Here is a 22,522-nt window from a genome sequence, read left to right as displayed (position 1 = left end):
ATTAGCCCGCCGGGCTCACCCTCAGCAGCTCGCCGTTGGATTCGTCGGTTAAGACATACAGATAGCCATCGGGTCCAACGCGCACATCGCGGATACGTTTACCGCGATCGCCCAGAATCCGCTCCTGTTCCGTCACCTTATTGCCGTCAACCTTGAGGACAATCAGCGACGTATCCTTCAGCGCGCCGATAAATAGCCTGTGCTGCCACTGCGGGAAGGTCGGCGCGTTGTAAAACGCCATACCGCTCACCGCTGGCGACTTCGCCCAGACAAACAGCGGCGCTTCGGTTCCCTCCAGCGTTTTGCCTTTGGCCTCCGGGATCGGCAGGCCGCTATAGTTAATGCCGTGCGTCGCCAGCGGCCAGCCGTAGTTTTTCCCTTTTTGCACCAGGTTGATCTCATCCCCGCCGCGCGGGCCGTGTTCATTTAACCACAGCGTATCGCTCCACGGGTTCATCGCCATCCCCTGGGGGTTGCGAATACCGTAAGACCAGATTTCCGGCCTGACGCCAGCCTGACCGACAAAAGGATTATCGTCCGGGACCTTGCCATCAGCCGTTAGCCGCACCACTTTTCCCTGCAGCTTATCGAGATCCTGAGCGGTCGAACGCTGGTTATTCTCCCCGAGACCGATAAACAAATAACCGCGGCCGTCGAACACCAGCCGCCCGCCAAAATGGTTGCCGGTTGAGAGCTTCGGCTGCTGGCGGAAAACCACCTGGAAGTTTTCCAGGCGCTGAAGATCCTCGCTCAGTCGGCCGTAGCCTACGGCGGTCCCGGCCTTGTCGTCACTCCCGCCTTCGGCGTAGCTTAGCCAGACCCGGCGCGACTGGGCGAAATCCGGGGCCAGCGCCACGTCAAGCAGCCCCCCCTGCCCGTTGGCCCAGACCTGCGGTACGCCCGAAATCGCAGGCGCGAGGCCTTTTTCCCGCTGCCACAGCCGGAGCTCGCCGCCGCGCAGGGTCATCAGAATGCCCCGATCGTCCGGAAGAAAGGCCAGCGCCCACGGGTGTTCAAGCTGGTTCTGCAGCACCTCTACGCGCTCCCGGGCGGCAAGGGCAGCCGCAGGCAGCAACAGTGCGGTAAGGGCTATCATCAGGGTAATGGTCTGGCGCATGGCATACTCCTTTTGTCAGCAATGCGATAAGGGTAGCCAGCGTGGGAAAACGGGAAGGGATTTTTACATAACATTAATCGGGGGGAGCAGGCTCCCCCCGATTTCAGGCATGAGTAATGGGCTTGGAATCATTCAATTTATGAATATTTAGCCGCAATACCGCCAGGCAGCTTTCCAGCTTATCTACGTCGACAGCGATGTAGGACGGGCAATCATGATGTCCGCTCAGCAGGCACACCGCCGCGGAAGCGACGGCTTCGCCCGCCAGCCGCAGGGCATCCTTTTCCTCCGGCGCAACGACGTGCTGCAGGCGCGGCGCGTGTTGACGCATTTCATGGCACAGTTCAAACAAGTTATCCCGTAGATGGTCGTTTTCGCTGACTGACATATAGCCTTTTGCTTTACGCAGCTGTAAATAAGCATCGAGATCAATGTTGGCATTAATCAGCTTATTCATCAGGTTACGATATAGTCTGTCAACGCTCATCGCGGTTCCTCCTCTGTCGTCCTTTACCACAATCATAATATGGTCATTTTTTGTACAAAACGATGAGGCAGATCAATAATTCTCAGATCATTAACATCCTTTACAATGTTACAACGAAGCTTAAAATCCCCACCTGCGACATCATCTCATGAAAGCCAAAAATGTTATACGTTCTCATAAAAGTAAAAATTCCAACCCTGGGATATAAAATCATTTATTGCAGTAATGATCACAAATTAGCGCAATTCACGTTGCCAGAAAATGCCGCCGGGTGTCATATCATCAAATAAAATGTATTACGTATAACATCCAATAAGAACGGCAGGCATATCGATCCTGTTTGTAACCTTTATCTCTATCGCTTGAAGGAACTGAAATGATGACGCCCGGCAAAAGAAACTATATCTTGTTGAGTCTTTTCGATTTCCTCTATCTCTTCGCCTGGTCCTCGACCATGGCGTTCTTTGTGATCTGGACGACTCAGCACCTCGGGATTAGCGCAACGAAAACCGGCCTGCTCTACTCGGTCAACGCCTTTATTGCCCTGCTGATGCAGCCCTTCTTCGGCTTTATTTCCGATAAGTTCGGCCTGAAAAAGCGGCTGATCTGGATCCTGGTCGCCATGCTGCTACCGGTAGGCCCGTTCTTTATTTATTTGTACGCGCCGCTGCTGGTGCACAGCTTCTGGTTGGGTGCGCTGCTTGGCGGAGTATACCTGGGAATAATTTTTAACTCCGGCTGCGGGGTGATTGATTCGTATATTGATAAAATTTCGCGGCGCTACCAGTTCGAATATGGCCGGGTAAGAATGTGGGGATCGTTAGGCTGGGCCGCCGCCGCGTGGATTGTCGGCAAGTATATCGACAGCAATCCGAACCTCGCCTTCTGGCTGGCGAGTATCGCCATTGTGATTGCCGCGCTCTGTTTTATGCTGACCAAAATCGAACTGACCGAAGCGGAAATGCAGAAAACCAGCGCGCTGAAAGTTTCGCATGCCCTGGAGCTGGCGAAGAACGGCCAGTTCTGGATGCTGCTGGTCTTTACCCTGTTCGTCACGCAAATCTACGACACCTACGATCAGCAGTTTGCCCAGTACTTTTCCCTGCAGTTCCCGACGCCGGAAGAAGGCAATCGCTGGTACGGCATTTTGGCCTCCATTCAGGTATGCGGCGAGACGCTGTTTTTATGCCTGATGCCGTGGTTCGTGAACCGCACCGGCGCGAAATGGGCGCTGATCATCGCCGGACTGATCATGTCGGTGCGTATCGTCGGCTCCGCGATTCCGCTGGGCCCGGTGTGGATCGGCGCGGTCAAAATGATGCATGCGCTGGAAAAACCGCTGATTCTGGTGTCGGTGTTTAAATTTATCGCCGCCAACTTCGACAACAAGCTCTCCTCGACGGTCTACCTGCTGGTGCTGTTCGTCGCCTCCATCGCCACCGCGATTTACTCGCCGCTGGCCGGGTATTTGTACGACACCATCGGCTTCGCGCATACCTATTATATTCTGGGCGGCATCGCCGGGCTGTTTACGCTGATCTCGGTATTTACGCTGCGCGATAATAGAGAACCGACCGAGCCGGGGGCTGCGCCAGGCGCTGGCGTTGCGCAAAGCCATTAATCAAAACTCGCCCGGAAGCCTCTTTCGGGCAAATTAGCGGAAGCTCCACTGCACGCTCATCACAAATATGGCCGGGACGATAATGCCCGTTTCCACGCCGAAATAATCGGTAAAATTGTACTGCAGGCCATGATAAATATAGGGAGAGAAACCGACGCCGGTGATTTTCTTCGCCGTTCGATAGGTGCCTGAATCCCCGCAATCGCGAAAGGCTTTAAAGAAAAACTCGCCGGTATAGGCATAGACGCCCTTGAACGTCCAGCCGCTTGCCCCCGCGTACCAGTCTCTCCTCGCTCCTAAAGAGAGGCAGCGGTCGGCAAAGCTATTCTTCATGGTGCCGGCCAACAGGCTGTACTTTGAATCCGCTGACAGCTTGCGCTCAACGGAAAAAAATTGGTTATTGAATTTTTCGTTATATTGACCATGATTGCCGGTCATGTGATAAACAAAGGAACCGGTATTGACCGAATATAACGCCATCTCGTTGGCATAAACGGGCGTCGCGCCAGTCATGGCCAGCGCGCAGACGAAACCACCCAACTTTTTAAACATGGGAAACCTGATAAAAATAAAGACTGAAAGCAGCGGCTATTTTACCGCTTCAGGTTAAACCAGATCTAAACCGACTTCCCCGGGTTGCAAGATAAAAGGTGAATAACTCCCTTATTTTGATTAACAATCTGGATAATCATCCCGATAAAAAGAAACACGGACATCGCCAGGCTAACAAGAAAAGGAGTATAAACTTTCCGCCGATCTCTGTAGAATCCCTGCCCTGACCATCCCAATAATTGAACACTTTTTAAGCTATGAGCAATGTCACCCCTCAGCCGAAGATCGGCTTTGTCTCTCTGGGCTGCCCGAAAAACCTCGTGGACTCAGAACGTATCCTGACTGAACTGCGTACCGAAGGATATGACGTGGTTCCCTCCTACGATAACGCTGATATGGTTATCGTTAACACCTGCGGCTTTATCGATAGCGCCGTGCAGGAGTCGCTGGAAGCGATTGGCGAAGCGTTGAAAGAAAACGGCAAAGTGATCGTCACCGGCTGCCTGGGCGCAAAAGAAGATCAGATCCGCGAAGTGCATCCGAAGGTGCTGGAAATTACCGGCCCGCACAGCTATGAACAGGTGCTGGAACACGTCCACCACTACGCGCCGAAGCCTAAACACAACCCGTTCCTCAGCCTGGTGCCGGAACAGGGCGTGAAGCTGACGCCGCGTCATTACGCTTACTTAAAAATTTCCGAAGGCTGCAACCATCGCTGCACCTTCTGCATCATCCCGTCAATGCGCGGCGATCTGGTCAGCCGTCCGATTGGCGAAGTGCTGGCGGAAGCCAAACGCCTGGCCGACGCCGGCGTCAAAGAGCTGCTGGTGATCTCTCAGGACACCTCCGCCTACGGCGTTGATGTCAAACATCGCAGCGGTTTCCACAACGGTATGCCGGTCAAAACCAGTATGGTTAGCCTGTGCGAAGAGCTGGCGAAGCTCGGTATCTGGGTGCGCCTGCACTACGTCTATCCGTACCCGCACGTCGATGATGTGATCCCGCTGATGGCGGAAGGCAAAATTCTGCCCTACCTCGATATTCCGCTGCAGCACGCCAGCCCGCGTATTCTCAAGATGATGAAGCGTCCGGGCTCCGCCGACCGCCAGCTGGCGCGCATCAAGCAGTGGCGCGAAGTCTGCCCGGAACTCACCCTGCGCTCGACCTTTATCGTCGGCTTCCCGGGTGAAACGGAAGACGATTTCCAGATGCTGCTCGACTTCCTGAAAGAAGCTCGCCTCGACCGCGTCGGCTGCTTCAAGTACAGCCCGGTGGAAGGCGCGACCGCCAACGAGCTGGCGGATCAGGTGCCGGAAGAGGTGAAAGAAGAGCGCTGGAACCGCTTTATGCAGCTGCAGCAGCAGATCTCCGCCGAGCGCCTGCAGGAGAAAGTCGGTCGTGAAATTATGGTGCTGATCGACGAAGTGGATGAAGAAGGGGCAATTGGCCGCAGCATGGCCGATGCGCCGGAAATCGACGGCGCGGTCTACCTGAACGGTGAGAGTAAAGTCAAACCGGGCGACATTGTGCGGGTGAAAGCCGAACACGCCGACGAATACGATCTGTGGGGCAGCCGGGTTTAATTCCGCCCGCTTAACCTATCCCGGATGGCGGCGCTCGCGCGCCTTATCCGGGCGACAAAACCGCACAGGATTAACGTGCGGTGTGCTTTCCCGGACACCTGTCCGGGCTGCACAATCCTCGAACGCTACCCTTTTATCCTCGGATCCAGCGCATCGCGCAGGCCGTCACCCAGCAGGTTAAACGCCAGCACCGTCAGAAAAATCGCGATTGCCGGGAACAGCGCCACGTGCGGCGCCATCACCATATCCGCCCGCGCCTCGTTGAGCATCGCCCCCCACTCCGGCGTCGGCGGCTGCGCGCCAAGCCCCAGAAATGACAGGCTGGCAGCGGAGATAATCGACACCCCGATACGCATCGTAAAGTAGACCACAATCGATGATACCGTTCCGGGCAATATATGATTAAACAGGATGGTAGCATCGCTGGCGCCGATGCTGCGCGCCGACTCAATAAAGGTCTGCTGCTTAAGCACCAGGGTATTGCCGCGCACCAGACGCGCAAAGGCCGGGATCGAAAAGATCGCCACCGCGATGATGACGTTCGACATCCCGCTCCCCATTACCGCCACGACCGCAATTGCCAGCAAAATCCCCGGGAAAGCGAACAGCACGTCGCAGATACGCATAATGATGCGATCCCACCAGCCTTCGTAATACCCGGCCAGTAGCCCAAGTACGGTGCCGATGGCCGCGCCGATGAATACCGCCAGTACCCCGGCGGCCAGCGAGATCTGCGCGCCGACCAGCACCCGACTAAAGATATCCCGCCCCAGCGAATCAACGCCGAACCAGTGCATCATTGACGGTCCGTCGTTGAGCCGGTCGTAATCAAAATAGTTTTCCGCGTCGAACGGCGCAATCCACGGCGCCACAATCGCCACCGCAATCAGCAGCAGAACAAATACCCCCGCTCCCATCGCCACCGGCTGACCGCGAAACCGCCGCCAGAACTCGTGCCACGGGGTACGTATCTGCCCGGGTTTAATCCCCGGCATCGCGTTGATAGCCGCTTGTCTTCTCCAGTTGAGCAATCGCACCTTACTTGTACCTGATAGCCGGATTAATGGCGGCATACAGCACGTCCACCACTAAATTAATAAGAATAAACTCCAGCGAAAACAGGAGAACTTCCGCCTGAATCACCGGATAGTCGCGCATCTCCACCGAGTCCACCAGCAGACGCCCGAGGCCTGGCCAGTTAAAGACCTTCTCCACCACGATTGAACCGCCGAGCAAAAAGCCGAACTGCAGCCCCATCATGGTCACCACCGGGATCATCGCGTTGCGCAGGCCGTGCTTGAGCACCACCAGCGTTTCGCTGACGCCTTTTGCCCGCGCGGTACGCATGTAATCTTCATGCAGGACATCGACGAACGAGGCGCGGGTAAAGCGCGCCATCACCGCCGCCACCGCCGCGCCCAGGGTCAGCGAAGGCAGAATATAGTGGCGCCAGCTGTCGGCACCCACCGTCGGCAGCCAGCCCAGCTCAACGGAAAAGACCTGCATCAGCAGCATGCCGAGCGCGAACGCCGGGAACGAGATGCCGGTTACCGCCAGCGCCATTCCCAGGCGATCCGGCCAGCGGTTGCGCCAGACTGCCGCCACGATCCCCGCCGCCATACCGAAGATCACCGCCCAGCTCATGCTGGCGAGCGTTAACCAGAACGTGGGCATGAAACGGCTGGCGATTTCGCTGCTTACCGGGCGACGCGAGGCCATCGAGGTACCGAAATCCCCCTGCACAATATTGCTGATATAGTGCCAGAACTGCACGTGCAGCGGCCGATCGAGCCCCAGCTGCTGGCGCACCATTCCCACCACCTGAGCATCGGCTTCCGGCCCGGCAATCAGCCGCGCCGGGTCCCCGGGCAGCATATGCACGAACAGAAACACCAGCACCGCCACAATCAGCAGCGTGGGGATCAGCCCCAGCAGGCGTTTAATCACATAATTGAGCATGCTTCTCCTTGCGCGAAGTCCCCGCAGCCTGCGCCCGGGGACCCGCAGCTATCTACTTAAGATCCGCCTGTTCAAAGCTAAATCCGGTATCCGGCTGGATATAGAATCCGGTCAGATTTTTACTGTGCGCCGAGACCAGTTTCTCTACCACCAGCGGCACCCACGGCGACTCTTTCCAGATGGTATCCTGCGCGTCTTTATACAGCCGCGTTTTTTCCTGCGCATCGGTGGTTTTCAGCGCGTCGTTGAGGTCTTTATCCACCTGGGGATTGCTATAGAAAGCCGTATTGAACAAGGTCGGCGGCCAGTTCTGCGACGCGAACAGCGGCGACAGCGCCCAGTCCGCTTCTCCGGTCGACGCCGACCAGCCGGTATAGAACATGCGTACGCCGCTCTCTTTCTGCCCCTTACCTTCCACTTCCGCCGCGCGCTGGCCCGCATCCATCGCCGTCAGTTGCGCCTTAATGCCCACCTGCGCCAGCTGCTGCTGGGTAAATTGCAGCACTTTCTGCGCCGTGCTGTGGTTGTGCGACGACCACAGCGTGGTGCTAAATCCATTCGGATAGCCCGCCTCTTTCAGCAGCTCGCGGGCCTTCGCCGGATCGTACGGCCAGGCGCTGTAGCTTTCAGCGTAGGCAATTGACGGCGGCACCACGCCGGTCGCCGGGGTGGCATAGCCCGCAAAGGCGACTTTTACCAGCGCCTGACGGTTAATGGCGTAGTTAATCGCCTCGCGCACTTTGGGGTTATCAAACGGCTTCTGCGTCACGTTCATGCTGATATAGCGCTGCATGATCGACGGGCTGGCCACCAGCTCCAGCTTGCTGTTTTTCGCCAGCAGCGGCGCCTGCTCGTAAGGGATCGGGAACGCAAACTGCGCTTCGCCGGTCTGCAGCATCGCCGCGCGGGTATTGTTATCCACGACCGGACGCCAGGTGATGGAGTCCAGCTTCGGCAGCCCCGGCTGCCAGTAACCGGCGAACTTCTTCACTTTAACGAAGTCGGTCTGATTCCAGGTGTCGAGCTGGTACGGGCCGGTGCCAACCGGATGGAAACCAATCTCTTTACCATATTTCTTCAGCGCCGCCGGAGAAATCATCGCCGTCGCCGGGTGGGCCAGGATATTGATAAACGCCGAGAAAGGCTGTTTGAGAGTAATTTTCACCGTTGTCGGGTCAACCGCCTCGGTGCTGGCGATATTTTTATACAGGTTATAGCGTTTGAGATGATTTTCCGGATTGCTGGCGCGATCGAGGTTCGCTTTAACCGCTTCGGCATTGAACTCGGTTCCGTCCTGGAACTTCACCCCCGGATGCAGCTTAATGGTATACACCAGGCCGTCCGGGGAAACGGTATAGCTTTCCGCCAGCACGTTTTGCAATTTCATCTCTTTATCAAGGCCGAACAGCCCCTGATAGAAGGACTTCGCGACGGCCTGCGACAGCGTGTCGTTAGCATCATACGGGTCGAGGGTCGTAAAGTTAGAGCCGACCGCCACCACCACATCTTTTGCGGCAAAGGCCGGAGCCGCTGTCAGCGCCGAAGCGACGCCCAGCGCCAACAGCCATTTGCCTGAAACGCGTTGAGTCATGTTGTTCTCCTGAAATGCTGCATTATTGGTGTCGTTGTTAGCGCGCCAGCACGTCGGCGGCGGGCTCTCTGGCGACAAAGTGCCCCGGTCCCACCTGCTGTAACGGCGTACTGATCCCCTCTTCGCCCCGCTTGAAGATGTTGCCCGGCAGCTCGTCTGAGAGCAGCACGCGCTGCGGACGACGATGCGCAGGATCGGCCACCGGAACGGCGGCCATCAGTTTACGGGTATAGGGGTGCTGCGGGTTTTCAAACACGGCGCGGCGCGGGCCGATCTCGACAATGCGCCCGCGATACATCACCGCCACGCGGTGGCTGATGCGCTCAACCACCGCCATGTCATGGGAGATAAACAGAAATGCGATACCCATCTCACGCTGTAGATCGAGCATCAGATTGATAATTTGCGCGCGAATCGACACATCAAGCGCCGATACCGACTCATCGGCAATCACCACTTTCGGATTGAGCGCCAGCGCGCGGGCAATACAGATGCGCTGCCGCTGGCCGCCGGAAAACTCGTGCGGATAGCGCCACGCATGCTCCGGCTCCAGCCCGACGCGTTCCAGCAGCCAGCTGACCCGCTCACGAGCGGCATCGCCCTCCAGCAGCCGATGCACGCGCAGCGGTTCCATAATCGAATAGCCCACCGTTTGCCGTGGGTCGAGGGAGGCGTAGGGGTCCTGAAAGATAAACTGGATATCGCGGCGCAGCGCCTGAAGCTTACTGCCCGTCAGCGTATCAATCCGCTGGCCGTTGAAGGTGATGCTGCCGCCCTGAGTTTCCACCAGCCGCAGCAGCGCCCGGCCGGTCGTTGATTTACCGCAGCCGGACTCCCCCACCAGGCTCAGGGTTTCGCCGGGCCATAAATCAAAGCTGACCTTTTCGACCGCATGCACCTCGCGGGTAATGCGGTTGAGAATGCCGCTACGCAGCGGGAAGCGCGCCACCAGATCGCGAACTTTCAGGATCGGTTCCCCGGGCACAACGGTGTTCTGCCCCTCCGGCGACGGGCTCTGGTTTAACAGCGGGAAGAGGCGCGGCAGCGAAGTGCCGCGCATTGCCCCCAGCCGCGGCACCGCGGCCAGCAGCGCCTGAGTATACGGGTGCTTCGGCGCGCGGAAAATCTCCTCCACGCTGCCGGTTTCCACCGCTTCGCCGCGATACATCACCAGCACGCGGTCGGCGATATCGGCGACCACCCCCATATCGTGGGTAATAAAGATAACGCCCATCGCCATCTCTTTTTGCAGGACGGCAATCAGCTGTAAAATCTGCGCCTGAATAGTCACGTCCAGCGCGGTGGTCGGTTCATCGGCAATCAGCACAGCCGGTCGGCAGGAGAGCGCCATGGCGATCATCACCCGCTGACGCATCCCGCCGGAAAGCTGATGCGGATAGCGCGAGAGCATGGCTTCCGCTTCCGGAATGCGCACCTGATCGAGCATTTTCTTCGCTTCGCGCAGGGCCTCATCATGCTTCAGGCCCTGGTGTAAGCGGATAGATTCGGCAATCTGTTCACCGATGGTGAAGACCGGATTCAGCGACGTCATCGGCTCCTGGAAGATCATCGCCATATCCGCGCCGCGCACGCCGCGCATCTCGGTTTCAGACTGTTCGCTCAGCTCAATCACCTGCCGGCTGCGACGACGCAGCAGCAGCGCATCGCTGCGCACTTCGCTGACCGCCTGGTCGAGCAGGCGCATCAGCGCCAGGGACGTCACCGACTTCCCGGAGCCGGACTCGCCGACAATCGCCAGCGTCTCGCCGCGCCGCAGGGTAAACGACAGGTCGCGGACGGCGGAAAAAGCCTGCTGCTGCTGATTGAACACGACGTTCAGGCCGCGCACCTGCAGAACATCATCGGCATCGATTTCTTGACTATGCGGCAACGCCCTTTCCTCTTATTCGCGATAAATACCAATCGTGGGCGTATCGCCCGCATAACACCAGGCCCGGTACATGCCTTCGCTATTAAACGGCAGCGCCACGTTGCCTTCTCTGTCGATGGCGATCAGGCCGCCGCTGCCGCCCAGCGCCGGAAGTTTCTCCATCACCACCCTTTCGCAGGCCTCCTGCAGGCTGAGCTGGCTATACTCCATCAGCGCCGAAATATCGTAGGCCGCGAGCGTACGTATAAACACTTCGCCGGTACCGGTACAGGAAACGGCGACGCTGGCGTTATTGGCATAGCAGCCCGCACCGGGCAGCGGGCTGTCGCCGACGCGTCCCGGTAGCTTATTGGTCATGCCGCCGGTGGAGGTCGCCGCCGCGAGGTTGCCCGCCAGATCCATCGCGACCGCGCCGACGGTGCCCATTTTGTGCCGTTCATCCAGCGGCGCGGCGTGATGATCGAGCACGATATCGTCGCCCTCCTGCGCCTGACGCAGCTGCAGCAAACGCTCGGGAGTCGAAAACAGGCTGTTATCGACCCGCGCCATACCGCGGGAAGCGGCAAACGCTTCCGCCCCCTCGCCAATCAACAGCACGTGCGGGCTTTGCTCCAGCACCAGACGCGCCGCCAGCACCGGATTGCGTAAATGCTGAACCCCGGCCACGGCCCCCGCCTGTAAGCTGTAACCATCCATCACGCAGGCATCGAGCTCATGGCGGGTATCGCGGGTAAATACCGAGCCAATACCGGCGTTAAATAACGGGCACTCCTCCAGCAGCCGGACCGCTTCGGTGACCGTATCCAGCGCGCTGGCCCCGGCAGCCAGCATTTTTTGTCCACTATCGACAATCGCCGACAGCGCCGCCACGTACTCCCGCTCGCGCGCCGGCGTCATCTGCGCGCGGCTAATCGCCCCGGCCCCGCCGTGAATTGCTATAACCGCCTTACCCATTGCGCCATTCCTTAACGATAAAGTGTATAAATATCATTATCGTGCTGACTGTCCTATACAATTTTTGAATATAGAAAGAGCGGACGGTGATGTAAAGCTTGTCGCCAGGTGGGATATAGCCCGCCTCTCTTTTCTGCCATAATAGGCGTTTTCGATGTTTGCCCGCAGGAGAAACCCATGGATTTTACCGCCGGACTGATGCCGCTCGACACAGCCCTGACCCAGATGCTCACTCGTATTACGCCGCTGAATGCGACGGATACCGTACCGCTGTTGCAGGCCTTTTCGCGCGTGACCGCCCATGATCTCGTTTCGCCGCTTAACGTTCCCGGTTTTGATAACTCGGCGATGGACGGCTACGCCGTGCGCCTGGCGGATCTCACCGACGGCGCAGCGCTGCCGGTGGCCGGCAAGGCCTTCGCCGGTCAACCCTTTGACGGCGTCTGGCCCGCGGGCACCTGTATCCGCATTATGACCGGCGCGCCGGTGCCGGAAGGCTGCGACGCGGTGGTGATGCAGGAGCAGGCCGAACAAACCGATGAGGGTATCCGCTTCCTCGCCCCGGTGAAAAACGGGCAGAATATTCGTCGTCTTGGCGAAGACATCGCCCACGGCGCGGTCGTCTTCCCCGCAGGTACCCGCCTGACCGCCGCCGAGCTGCCGGTCATCGCCTCGCTGGGAATTGCCGAGGTTGAGGTGGTGCGTAAAGTGCGGGTGGCGGTCTTCTCCACCGGCGATGAGCTCCAGCTGCCGGGCCAGCCGCTGGCCGACGGGCAAATTTACGATACCAACCGCCTGGCGGTGCACCTGATGCTGCAGGAGCTGGGCTGCGAGGTCATTAACCTCGGCATTATTCCCGACGACCCGGCTAAACTGCGCGAAGCCTTTATTCAGGCTGACCAGCAGGCCGACGTGGTGATTAGCTCCGGCGGCGTTTCCGTCGGCGAGGCGGACTACACCAAAGCGATCCTCGAAGAGCTGGGGGAAATCGGCTTCTGGAAGCTGGCAATTAAGCCGGGTAAACCTTTCGCTTTCGGCAAGCTCAACCACAGCTGGTTCTGCGGCCTGCCCGGCAACCCGGTTTCCGCAACGCTGACCTTCTACCAATTGGTTCAGCCGCTGCTGGCGAAGCTGTCCGGCAACGTCGGGCAAGCTCAGCCGATGCGCCTGCGCGTTCGCGCCGCCTCCGGCCTGAAGAAATCGCCGGGCCGCCTCGATTTTCAGCGCGGCGTGCTGCAGCGCGGTCCGGACGGCGAGCTGGTGGTTAGCAGCACCGGTCACCAGGGCTCGCATATCTTCAGTTCATTCAGCCTCGGCAACTGCTTTATCGTTCTCGAACGCGAGCGCGGCAACGTGGAAGCGGGCGAATGGGTGGAAGTCGAGCCGTTTAATCATCTGTTCGGAGGGCTGTAATGGGCGTGGAGCTGAGCGATGCGGAGATGCTGCGCTATAACCGGCAGATTATTCTCCGCGATTTCGATTTTGACGGTCAGGAGCAGCTGAAAGCCTCCCGTGTGCTGGTCGTCGGCCTCGGCGGGCTGGGCTGCGCCGCCGCGCAGTATCTGGCGGCGGCAGGCGTGGGCCAGCTAACCCTGCTCGATTTCGACACCGTCTCGCTCTCCAACCTTCAGCGCCAGACGCTGCACAGCGACGACACCATCGGCCAGCCGAAGGTCGACTCCGCCCGCGCCGCGCTGGCACGGATTAATCCCCACGTTCAGCTCACGGCGCTCAACGCGCGGCTGGAAGACGAGGCGCTGGCGGCGCAAATCGCCGCGCACGATCTGGTGCTCGACTGTACCGACAACGTCGCGATCCGTAACCAGCTCAACGCCGGATGTTTCCGCCATACAACGCCGCTAGTCTCCGGCGCGGCGATTCGCATGGAAGGGCAAATCAGCGTCTTTACGTATCAGGAAGATGAACCCTGCTACCGCTGCCTGAGCCGCCTGTTTGGCGAAAACGCCCTCACCTGCGTCGAAGCCGGCGTCATGGCGCCGCTGGTCGGCACCATCGGTTCACTGCAGGCGATGGAAGCGATTAAGCTGCTGACCCGCTACGGCAGCCCGGCAACGGGAAAAATCGTCATGTACGACGCCATGCGCTGTCAGTTCCGTGAAATGAGGCTGCCGCGTAACCCTCACTGCGAGGTGTGCGGTACGCCCTGACCCTTTTCCGGCGGCGCTGTCGCCGGATGTTTTGTGACCCGCAGCGGCATTTTAACCTTCATTCTCCTTCCTCTTTATGCTTGTTGATTTATATCAATACAACTTTCATTCGAAAGTAATTTAATCTTCATATGCAAATAAGAGGGTGAATCATGATCTTCAACATTCAGCGTTATTCAACCCATGACGGCCCGGGGATCCGCACTGTTGTCTTCCTCAAAGGGTGTTCGCTGGGCTGCCGCTGGTGCCAGAATCCGGAAAGCCGCGCCCGCACGGCGGATTTGCTGTATGACGCCCGCCTTTGCCTGGACGGCTGCGACCTCTGCCAGCAGGCTGCGCCGGAGGTGATTACCCGCAAGCTGGACGGTCTGATTATCCACCGCGAAAAGCTCACCGATGCGCATATCGGCAAATTGCGCGACTGCTGCCCGACCACGGCATTAACCGTGTGCGGCGAAGAGAAAAGCGTCGAAGAGATTATGGCCACGGTGCTGCGCGACAAACCGTTTTACGACCGCAGCGGCGGCGGCGTCACGCTTTCCGGCGGCGAGCCGTTTATGAATCCCGAACTGGCCCGACAGCTGTTTGAGGCCAGCCACAACGCGGGGATCCACACCGCGGTCGAAACCTGCCTGCACGTGCCGTGGAAATACGTCGAACCCGCTTTGCCGTTTATCGACCTGTTTCTCGCCGACCTCAAGCACGTCAACGAAGCGATTTTTCAGCAGTGGACGGACGGCAGCGCCCGCCGGGTGCTGGATAACCTGCAGCGCGTCGCGCAGGCCGGAAAGAAAATCATCATTCGCGTGCCGCTGATCCAGGGCTTTAACGCCAACGAAAGCGATATTGCCGCCATTACCGATTTTGCCGCTGACCGTTTACAGGTTGGCGAGATCCACTTCCTGCCTTACCACACCTTAGGCATGAATAAATACCAATTACTCAGTCAGCCCTATACCGCTCCGGATAAACCGCTTGCTGCACCCGAGCTGCTCGCCTTCGCGCAGCGCTATGCTCAGAGCAAAGGTTTAACGGCGACTCTACGAGGATAACCTTATGACAACGTTGAAACTGGATACTCTGAGCCCGCGCATTCAGGCGCATAAAATGGCGCTGGTGCATATCGTTAAGCCGCCGGTTTGTACCGAGCGCGCCCTGCACTATACCGAAGCCTATCAGCAGCACCTGGATAAGCCGATCCCGGTACGCCGCGCGCTGGCGCTGGCCCATCACCTGGCGGAACGCACGATCTGGATTAAGCACGATGAACTGATCGTCGGCAACCAGGCCAGCGAAGTTCGCGCGGCGCCTATCTTCCCGGAATACACCGTTAGCTGGATCGAAAAAGAGATCGACGACCTCGCCGATCGCCCCGGCGCCGGGTTTGCCGTTAGCGAAGAGAACAAACGCGTGCTCCATGAAGTGTGCCCGTGGTGGCGCGGTCAAACCGTACAGGATCGCTGCTACGGCATGTTTACCGACGAGCAAAAAGCGCTGCTGGCGACCGGCATTATCAAAGCCGAAGGCAATATGACCTCCGGCGACGCTCACCTTGCGGTTAACTATCCGCTGCTGCTGGAAAAAGGCCTCGACGGCATGCGGGCGAAAGTCGCCGAGCGCCGTTCGCGCATTAACCTAACCGTGCTGGAAGATCTGCACGGCGAGCAGTTCCTTAAAGCCATTGATATCGTGCTGGAAGCGGTCAGCGACCACTGTAAGCGCTATGCCGGGCTGGCGCGCAATATGGCCGCGACGGAGAGCCGCGAATCCCGCCGCGACGAGCTGCTGGCGATAGCCGAAAACTGCGATATTATCGCCCACGAGCCACCGAAAACCTTCTGGCAGGCGCTGCAGCTGTGCTATTTCATCCAGCTGATTCTGCAGATCGAATCCAACGGTCACTCGGTCTCTTTCGGCCGTATGGACCAGTATCTCTACCCTTACTATCGCCGCGACGTTGAGCTGGCGCAATCATTGGATCGCGAACATGCCATCGAGCTGCTGCACTGCTGCTGGCTGAAGCTGCTGGAAGTGAACAAAATTCGCTCCGGCTCGCACTCTAAGGCTTCCGCCGGTAGCCCGCTGTATCAGAACGTCACCATCGGCGGCCAGAATCTGGTGGACGGCAACGCGCAGGACGCGGTGAACCCGCTCTCCTACGCCATCCTGGAATCCTGCGGTCGGCTGCGTTCGACTCAGCCTAACCTCAGCGTGCGCTATCACGCGGGCATGAGCAACGACTTCCTCGACGCCTGCGTGCAGGTGATCCGCTGCGGCTTCGGCATGCCGGCGTTCAACAACGATGAAATCGTCATCCCGGAATTTATCAAGCTGGGGATTGAGCCGCAGGACGCGTACGACTATGCCGCTATCGGCTGCATCGAAACCGCCGTCGGCGGTAAATGGGGCTATCGCTGCACCGGGATGAGCTTTATCAACTTCGCCCGCGTCATGCTGGCAACCCTGGAAGGCGGCCGCGACGCCACCAGCGGCCAGGTTTTCCTGCCGCAGGAACATGCGCTGTCAAAAGGCAACTTCGACAACTTTGAACAGGTTCTGGCCGACTGGGATACGCAGATCCGCTACTACACGCGCAAATCTATCGAGATTGAGTACGTGGTCGACACCATGCTGGAAGAGAACGTGCACGATATTCTCTGCTCGGCGCTGGTCGATGACTGCATCGAGCGCGCGAAGAGCATCAAGCAGGGCGGCGCGAAGTATGACTGGGTTTCCGGTCTGCAGGTCGGCATCGCTAACCTCGGCAACAGCCTGGCGGCGGTGAAGAAGCTGGTGTTCGATCAGGGCGTTATTGGTCAGCAGGAGCTGGCAAAGGCGCTGGCTGAAGACTTCGAAGGCCTGACCCACGAGCAGCTGCGCCAGCGCTTAATCAACGGCGCGCCGAAATACGGTAACGATGAAGACAGCGTGGATATGCTGCTGGCTCGCGCCTACCAGACCTATATCGACGAGCTGAAGCTGTATCATAACCCGCGCTACGGTCGCGGCCCGATCGGCGGCAACTACTACGCCGGCACCTCGTCCATCTCCGCCAACGTGCCGTTTGGCGCCCAAACGATGGCGACGCCGGATGGCCGTAAAGCGCACTCGCCGCTGGCGGAAGGGGCCAGCCCGGCCTCCGGTACCGACCATCTCGGGCCGACAGCGGTAATCAGCTCGGTGGGTAAACTGCCGACCGGCTCAATCCTCGGCGGCGTACTGCTTAACCAGAAGCTGAACCCGGCCACGCTGGAGAACGCGTCGGATAAGCAGAAACTGATGGTGCTGCTGCGCACCTTCTTCGAGGTGCACAAAGGCTGGCATATTCAGTACAACATCGTGTCGCGCGAGACGCTGCTGGAAGCGAAGAAACACCCAGACCAGTATCGTGATTTAGTGGTCCGCGTGGCCGGTTACTCGGCGTTCTTTACCGCCCTGTCGCCGGATGCTCAGGACGATATTATCGCCCGTACCGAGCATACGCTGTAAGTCACATCCCCCGGCTTGCGCTACGCTTAGCCGGGCTACAGGTTCGAAGCCGTTTGCGGGCCGGTAGCCCGGGTAAGGCGTTTACGCCGCAATCCGGGGTTTTATGCTGCACAGAGGTGAACGCAAACTTTCATTCGAAATAAATTTGTGCTCCCCATCACATTGTAATTAGAATGTTACTGGTCGAAGTTAAGCCAGGAGCATGTGTTATGACCGTTAAAGTTATCGTCACCGATATGGACGGAACTTTTCTCAATGACGCCAAGCAGTATGACCGCTCGCGTTTTCTTGCGCAGTTCGCGCAACTCCAGCAGCAGGGTATTGAGTTCGTGGTCGCCAGCGGCAACCAGTACTACCAGCTGATCTCTTTTTTCCCGGAAATCCGTGACCAAATCTCCTTTGTTGCCGAGAACGGCGCGCTGGTTTACGAACGCGGTCAACAGCTGTTCCACGGCGAACTCACCCGTCATGAATCCCAGGTCGTCATTGGCGAACTGCTGAAAGACCCGCAGCTCAACTTCGTCGCCTGCGGCCTCGAGAGCGCTTACGTCAGCGAGCGCGCGCCCGAGGCGTTCGTCACCCTGATGTCAAAGCACTACCACCGCCTGCAGCGCATTAGCAGCTATCATGACATCGACGACACGCTGTTTAAGTTTTCCCTGAACCTGCCGGATAGCGAAATCCCGCAGCTTATCGACAAACTGCACGTCTCGCTGGACGGCATCATGAAGCCGGTCACCAGCGGCTTCGGCTTCGTCGATTTGATTATCCCCGGCCTGCATAAAGCCAACGGCATCAGCCGCCTGCTGAAGCGCTGGAACATCTCGCCGCAGGCCTGCGTAGCCATTGGCGACAGCGCTAACGATACGGAAATGCTCAAGCTGGTGAAATACTCTTTCGCGATGGCCAACGCCGCCGAAAGCATCAAAGCGGTGTCGCGTTTTGCCACCGATGATAACAACCACGACGGCGCGCTGAACGTCATTCAGGCCGTCCTCGACCACGCCGCCCCGTTCAACGAGTAACGCCACCCGGGGTTTACCGCCCCGGCTTCCCGTTTTGTGCACCTCCGCATAATTTTAAACTTGCATTAACTTAATTTTAACTTAAATTATCACATGTAAGATAAATTACTTTCGAATGAAAGATGAGAGGTCATTATGGCTGTTACCCATACCTGTGAAACTTTACCCGCCGACCCCAAAGCGGCCATCCGCCGGATTAAACAGGAGCTGCGGGCGCAAATTGGCGACGTGCAGGCGGTGTTCGATCGGCTGACGGCGCGTATCTCCGCGCGTCTGGAAGAGATTGACGCCCTTAAGGCCAGCGGTCAGGACGTCTGGCCAACGATCCCGTTCGCCGATATTGCCCGGGGCCAGGTCACGGAAGCCCAGCGCGAGCTCATCAAGCGTCGCGGCTGCGCCGTTATCAAGGGCCATTTTTCTCGCGAACAGGCGCTGGCGTGGGACAACGCAATGCTCGAGTATCTCGACCGCAACCATTTCGATGACGTTTATAAAGGTCCCGGCGATACCTTTTTCGGGTCGCTGGAAGCTTCGCGCCCGGAAATCTATCCGATTTACTGGTCCCAGGCGCAGATGCAGGCGCGACAGAGCGATGAAATGGCCGCCGTGCAGTCGTTCCTCAACCGTCTGTGGACCTTTAACCGCGACGGCAAACAGTGGTTCGACCCGGACGTCAGCGTCATTTACCCGGACCGCATTCGCCGCCGCCCGCCGGGAACCACCTCGAAAGGTCTGGGGGCGCATACCGATTCCGGCGCCCTGGAGCGCTGGCTGCTGCCGGCCTATCAGAAAGTGTTTGCCGACGTGTTTAACGGCAACATTGATGCTTACGACCCGTGGGACGCGGCGCACCGCACCGAAGTCGAAGAGTATACGGTCGACAACACCACCAAATGCTCGGTATTCCGTACCTTTCAGGGGTGGACCGCGCTCTCCGATATGATCCCCGATCAGGGCCTGCTGCACGTGGTGCCGATCCCGGAAGCGATGGCGTACGTGCTGCTGCGTCCGCTGCTCGACGATGTCCCGGAAGATGAGCTGTGCGGCGTCGCGCCGGGCAAGGTGCTGCCGATTTCGGAAAAATGGCACCCGCTGCTGATCAAAGCCTTAAGCTCTATTCCGGCGCTGAATGCAGGCGATTCGGTATGGTGGCACTGCGACGTGATCCACTCGGTCGCGCCGGTGGAAAATCAGCAGGGCTGGGGCAACGTGATGTATATTCCCGCCGCGCCAATGTGCGAGAAAAACCTCGCCTACGCGCAGAAGGTCAAAGCGGCGCTGGCGCGCGGCGCTTCGCCGGGAGATTTCCCCCGCGAGGATTATGAAAGCGACTGGGAAGGCCGCTTTACGCTGGATGACTTAAATATCCACGGTAAGCGCGCGTTGGGGATGGCGAATTAATCATCATATAGCCCCTTCGCTTCAACGGCGGTACGGCGGTTACCGGCGCGTATCCGCCGTACCGAATCGCGTACTGCCAGCGTCCCATGCAGGAGTAACGCGCCGTGCGGCGCATCGGGACGGATCAGTCTCTGCTGTAATAAATGTACCGCTTCGGCCCCTAATTCATCGCGTGGGACGTGGACGGCGGTTAGCGGTACATCCTGGATCGCCGCCAGGTTAAAGCCGTCGATGCTCAAGACGGAAACATCCTGCGGGACGCGCAAACCGCGTTTTTGTAATGCGGCGATCGTGCCTGCCGCCATAAAATCACCGCCCACCAGAAATGCCGTCGGCAGCGGGCCATCGCCGCGCTGATCCAGCCACTCCCCGACTTTTTCCTCCGTATCCCTGGCGCTGAAGTTGGCCACAGCGAGTAAATCCCTGCCGTCAACGAAACGGAGATTACGCGCCCGCCACGCCTGCTTAATGCCCAGCAGACGCAGCTCCATGGTATAGCGGCGCAGGCACATCACGTTCATGATCGCCTGATGCCCCATCTCAAACAGATACCGGGCGGCGAACTGGCCGATCAGCCGATGATCCGGCGCGACGGAGGGTAAACGCATTCCCGCGTCGTGGCAGTTAATCATCACGCAGGGCTTCGCCAGATCGGCCGCCAGATCGTGAATATGCGGATCGTCGATACCCAGTAAAATCGCGGCCTGGGTCGATGCTTCATGCATGCGCTGCAAAAACAAATTGGCATCGCTGTCGTTCTCTTCCAGCGCGCAATAGCGCAGGTGTACCTCATGCGGCATAAGGGCGCTATTGATGCTTTGAATCACACGATAGTAGTAAATATCCGTGCGTTCATCGAAAGCGCGCTGAGGGGCAAAGACCACCAGATTATTGAGCAGCATTCGCCCGGCGGCGATACCCTCCATCACGCCCAGCTCGCGGGCGCACTCCAGTACCCTCTGGCGAGCCCTGGCGCTGGTATTCGCTTTCCCCGCCAGCACCCGCGATACCGTGCTCACCGACAGCCCGGTACGCGCCGCGATTTCGCTCACTTTCAGCTTTTTGTCCATTTTGTGATCGCGCTCTACTTTGCTCATGAAAAAATTTTCATATTGAGAATGTGAATATTTTTAAGCGATTTGGCGATGTCATACTGCGATCTGGATCGTCCCATGAAAATATTTGCAGAATTGTCGCTATTGCCCGCTCGCATTCTCCCTTAGCCTGAATTGGTCCAACACCTTTGAGATTAGTCAACCAATAGTGTCGAGACATCAACCTTAACAAACAACGAAATAGAAAATTTTAGCGACAACTCAGCAAGCGGGTTGGTCAATTTTCCCTACTACATGTCTCGTGGAGAGTTCTATGAGCCAAGGCCTCAATAATGATATGGCGGTCAGTAAATCGCGCCGCATAGTGAAGAACCTGCGCTGGTGGATGCTGGTGCTGTTTTTACTCGGCGTCACCGTTAACTACATCACGCGTAATTCGTTGGGGATTATCGCCCCGGAACTAAAAACCTCCCTGGGTATTACCACTGAACAGTACTCATGGATAGTCGGCGCTTTTCAGCTGGCGTACACCATTTTCCAGCCGCTCTGCGGCTGGCTTATCGACGTTATTGGCCTCAAGCTCGGCTTTATGATCTGCGCCACCCTGTGGGCCATCGCCTGCATCGCCCATGCCGGGGCGGGGAGCTGGCTGCACCTGGCGATTCTGCGCTTTTTCATGGGCGGCGCTGAGGCGGCGGCGACGCCAGCCAACGCCAAAACGCTGGGTGAGTGGTTTCCAAAATCCGAGCGGCCGATCGCGGCAGGCTGGGCGGGCGTCGGCTTCTCCGTGGGCGCCATGCTGGCGCCGCCGATTATCTACTTCGCACACGCTTCGTTCGGCTGGCAGGGGGCATTCATGTTCACCGGCGCGCTGGCGCTGCTGTGGGTCGTGCTGTGGTGGGCGTTCTATCATAACCCGGAAAAACACCCTAACCTCGGTAATGCTGAGCTGGCGCTGATCCAGCAGGACAATGAAGCGCCACCGGTCAAACTGCCCTTCTTTACCGCGCTGAAAACCGTATCGAAAAACAAGCGCTTCTACGGTATCGCCATTCCGGCCTTTATGGCTGAGCCTGCCTGGGCGGTGCTGAGCTTCTGGGTACCGCTCTACCTGGCGAAAGAGCACGGCATGGATTTAAAACAAATCGCCATGTTTGCCTGGCTGCCGTTTCTGGCGGCCGACCTCGGCAGCGTCGCCAGCGGCTATCTGACCAAACTATATACCCGCTGGTTCGGCTGTTCGCGGGTGAACTCGGTGGTCGCCAGCTCCGTCACCGGCGCCTTCCTGATGATTTCGCTCGCCACCGTGGCGATCACCCGCGATCCCTATATCACCATCGTGCTGATTTCGATAGGCGGCTTCGGCCACCAGATCATCTCCTGCATGCTCAGCGCGCTGGTGGTGGAGTCGTTCGATAAAGGACAGATGGCGACCGTGAACGGGATGCGCGGCTCCGCCGCCTGGATCGCCAGCTTTCTGTTCTCGCTGTTGATTGGCGTCACCGCCGACAAAATCGGCTTCAACCCGCTATTTATCGCCATGGGGTTCTTTGACCTGATTGGCGCGGTATTCCTGGTGGCATTTATTGCTGAACGTCGCGCAAAACGCGCCTGAGAGTGGATGTAAAA

At 58.3% G+C, this 22,522-nt stretch carries 18 protein-coding genes; 9 read left to right on the top strand and 9 right to left on the bottom strand.

What is annotated here, in order from left to right:
• Position 1 precedes the first annotated feature (1 nt).
• Positions 2-1,117: a PQQ-dependent sugar dehydrogenase gene (locus CDA56_RS22660; protein ID WP_025108076.1), complete on the bottom strand. Its 1,116-nt coding sequence runs from the start codon at positions 1,115-1,117 to the stop codon at positions 2-4.
• 103 nt (positions 1,118-1,220) lie between these two features.
• A complete protein-coding gene (gene bssR / locus CDA56_RS22655; protein ID WP_004849210.1) occupies positions 1,221-1,604 on the bottom strand; it encodes a biofilm formation regulator BssR in 384 nt (127 codons plus the stop codon).
• Positions 1,605-1,983: 379 nt separating this feature from the next.
• Here bssR and CDA56_RS22650 point away from each other — a divergent pair, with 379 nt between their 5' ends.
• Positions 1,984-3,225, top strand: coding sequence for an oligosaccharide MFS transporter (locus tag CDA56_RS22650; RefSeq protein ID WP_103815519.1), 1,242 nt, complete (start codon positions 1,984-1,986; stop codon positions 3,223-3,225).
• Between the two features lie 33 nt (positions 3,226-3,258).
• On the opposite strand, the gene CDA56_RS22645 is transcribed toward CDA56_RS22650, so the two are convergent.
• Complete coding sequence (locus tag CDA56_RS22645; RefSeq protein ID WP_046877865.1) at positions 3,259-3,738, bottom strand: hypothetical protein; 480 nt, start codon at positions 3,736-3,738, stop codon at positions 3,259-3,261.
• Between the two features lie 296 nt (positions 3,739-4,034).
• Between CDA56_RS22645 and rimO the strand changes: the two genes are divergently transcribed.
• Positions 4,035-5,360 carry a 30S ribosomal protein S12 methylthiotransferase RimO gene (gene rimO / locus CDA56_RS22640; protein WP_103815513.1) on the top strand — a complete coding sequence of 442 codons (1,326 nt, stop codon included), beginning with the start codon at positions 4,035-4,037 and terminating at the stop codon, positions 5,358-5,360.
• Positions 5,361-5,485: 125 nt separating this feature from the next.
• Here rimO and gsiD read toward each other — a convergent pair whose 3' ends face one another.
• The 5 genes from gsiD to iaaA are packed head-to-tail and all read right to left on the bottom strand — an operon-like array spanning position 5,486 to position 11,755.
• Positions 5,486-6,397 (bottom strand): glutathione ABC transporter permease GsiD, encoded by a 912-nt coding sequence (gsiD, locus tag CDA56_RS22635; RefSeq protein WP_009653837.1) that lies wholly within the window; start codon positions 6,395-6,397, stop codon positions 5,486-5,488.
• A 1-nt stretch (position 6,398) separates the two neighbouring features.
• Complete coding sequence (gene gsiC / locus CDA56_RS22630; RefSeq protein ID WP_009653824.1) at positions 6,399-7,319, bottom strand: glutathione ABC transporter permease GsiC; 921 nt, start codon at positions 7,317-7,319, stop codon at positions 6,399-6,401.
• Between the two features lie 52 nt (positions 7,320-7,371).
• Complete coding sequence (gene gsiB, locus CDA56_RS22625; protein ID WP_004849160.1) at positions 7,372-8,910, bottom strand: glutathione ABC transporter substrate-binding protein GsiB; 1,539 nt, start codon at positions 8,908-8,910, stop codon at positions 7,372-7,374.
• Between the two features lie 37 nt (positions 8,911-8,947).
• Positions 8,948-10,801 (bottom strand): glutathione ABC transporter ATP-binding protein GsiA, encoded by a 1,854-nt coding sequence (gsiA, locus tag CDA56_RS22620; protein ID WP_103815515.1) that lies wholly within the window; start codon positions 10,799-10,801, stop codon positions 8,948-8,950.
• Between the two features lie 12 nt (positions 10,802-10,813).
• Positions 10,814-11,755, bottom strand: a complete 942-nt coding sequence (iaaA, locus tag CDA56_RS22615; RefSeq protein WP_048261110.1) for a beta-aspartyl-peptidase — start codon at positions 11,753-11,755, stop codon at positions 10,814-10,816.
• Positions 11,756-11,932: 177 nt separating this feature from the next.
• Between iaaA and moeA the strand changes: the two genes are divergently transcribed.
• From moeA to CDA56_RS22580, 6 genes are all read left to right on the top strand, one after another.
• Complete coding sequence (moeA, locus tag CDA56_RS22605) at positions 11,933-13,168, top strand: molybdopterin molybdotransferase MoeA (RefSeq protein ID WP_014837888.1); 1,236 nt, start codon at positions 11,933-11,935, stop codon at positions 13,166-13,168.
• Positions 13,168-13,923, top strand: coding sequence for a molybdopterin-synthase adenylyltransferase MoeB (moeB, locus tag CDA56_RS22600; RefSeq protein ID WP_103815517.1), 756 nt, complete (start codon positions 13,168-13,170; stop codon positions 13,921-13,923). Before moeA ends, moeB begins: the two co-directional genes overlap by 1 nt.
• 152 nt (positions 13,924-14,075) lie before the next feature.
• A complete protein-coding gene (locus CDA56_RS22595) occupies positions 14,076-14,975 on the top strand; it encodes a glycyl-radical enzyme activating protein (protein ID WP_038424255.1) in 900 nt (299 codons plus the stop codon).
• Between the two features lie 4 nt (positions 14,976-14,979).
• Positions 14,980-17,412: a formate C-acetyltransferase/glycerol dehydratase family glycyl radical enzyme gene (locus CDA56_RS22590; protein ID WP_064379215.1), complete on the top strand. Its 2,433-nt coding sequence runs from the start codon at positions 14,980-14,982 to the stop codon at positions 17,410-17,412.
• Positions 17,413-17,621: 209 nt separating this feature from the next.
• The gene (locus CDA56_RS22585) at positions 17,622-18,437 is read left to right on the top strand and encodes a Cof-type HAD-IIB family hydrolase (protein ID WP_064379213.1); all 816 of its coding nucleotides are present in this window, start codon (positions 17,622-17,624) and stop codon (positions 18,435-18,437) included.
• 135 nt (positions 18,438-18,572) lie between these two features.
• Positions 18,573-19,838, top strand: a complete 1,266-nt coding sequence (locus tag CDA56_RS22580; protein ID WP_025108086.1) for a DUF1479 domain-containing protein — start codon at positions 18,573-18,575, stop codon at positions 19,836-19,838.
• On the opposite strand, the gene CDA56_RS22575 is transcribed toward CDA56_RS22580, so the two are convergent.
• The gene (locus tag CDA56_RS22575; RefSeq protein WP_165795151.1) at positions 19,835-20,935 is read right to left on the bottom strand and encodes a LacI family DNA-binding transcriptional regulator; all 1,101 of its coding nucleotides are present in this window, start codon (positions 20,933-20,935) and stop codon (positions 19,835-19,837) included. The two genes, CDA56_RS22580 and CDA56_RS22575, sit on opposite strands and share 4 nt — an antisense overlap.
• 271 nt (positions 20,936-21,206) lie before the next feature.
• Here CDA56_RS22575 and CDA56_RS22570 point away from each other — a divergent pair, with 271 nt between their 5' ends.
• Positions 21,207-22,508 carry an MFS transporter gene (locus CDA56_RS22570; protein ID WP_064374993.1) on the top strand — a complete coding sequence of 434 codons (1,302 nt, stop codon included), beginning with the start codon at positions 21,207-21,209 and terminating at the stop codon, positions 22,506-22,508.
• Positions 22,509-22,522 lie beyond the last annotated feature (14 nt).

Origin of the sequence: Klebsiella michiganensis (assembly GCF_002925905.1) — a bacterium.
Taxonomy (GTDB): Bacteria; Pseudomonadota; Gammaproteobacteria; order Enterobacterales; family Enterobacteriaceae; genus Klebsiella; species Klebsiella michiganensis.
This window is presented reverse-complemented; position numbering and strand designations above follow the sequence as displayed.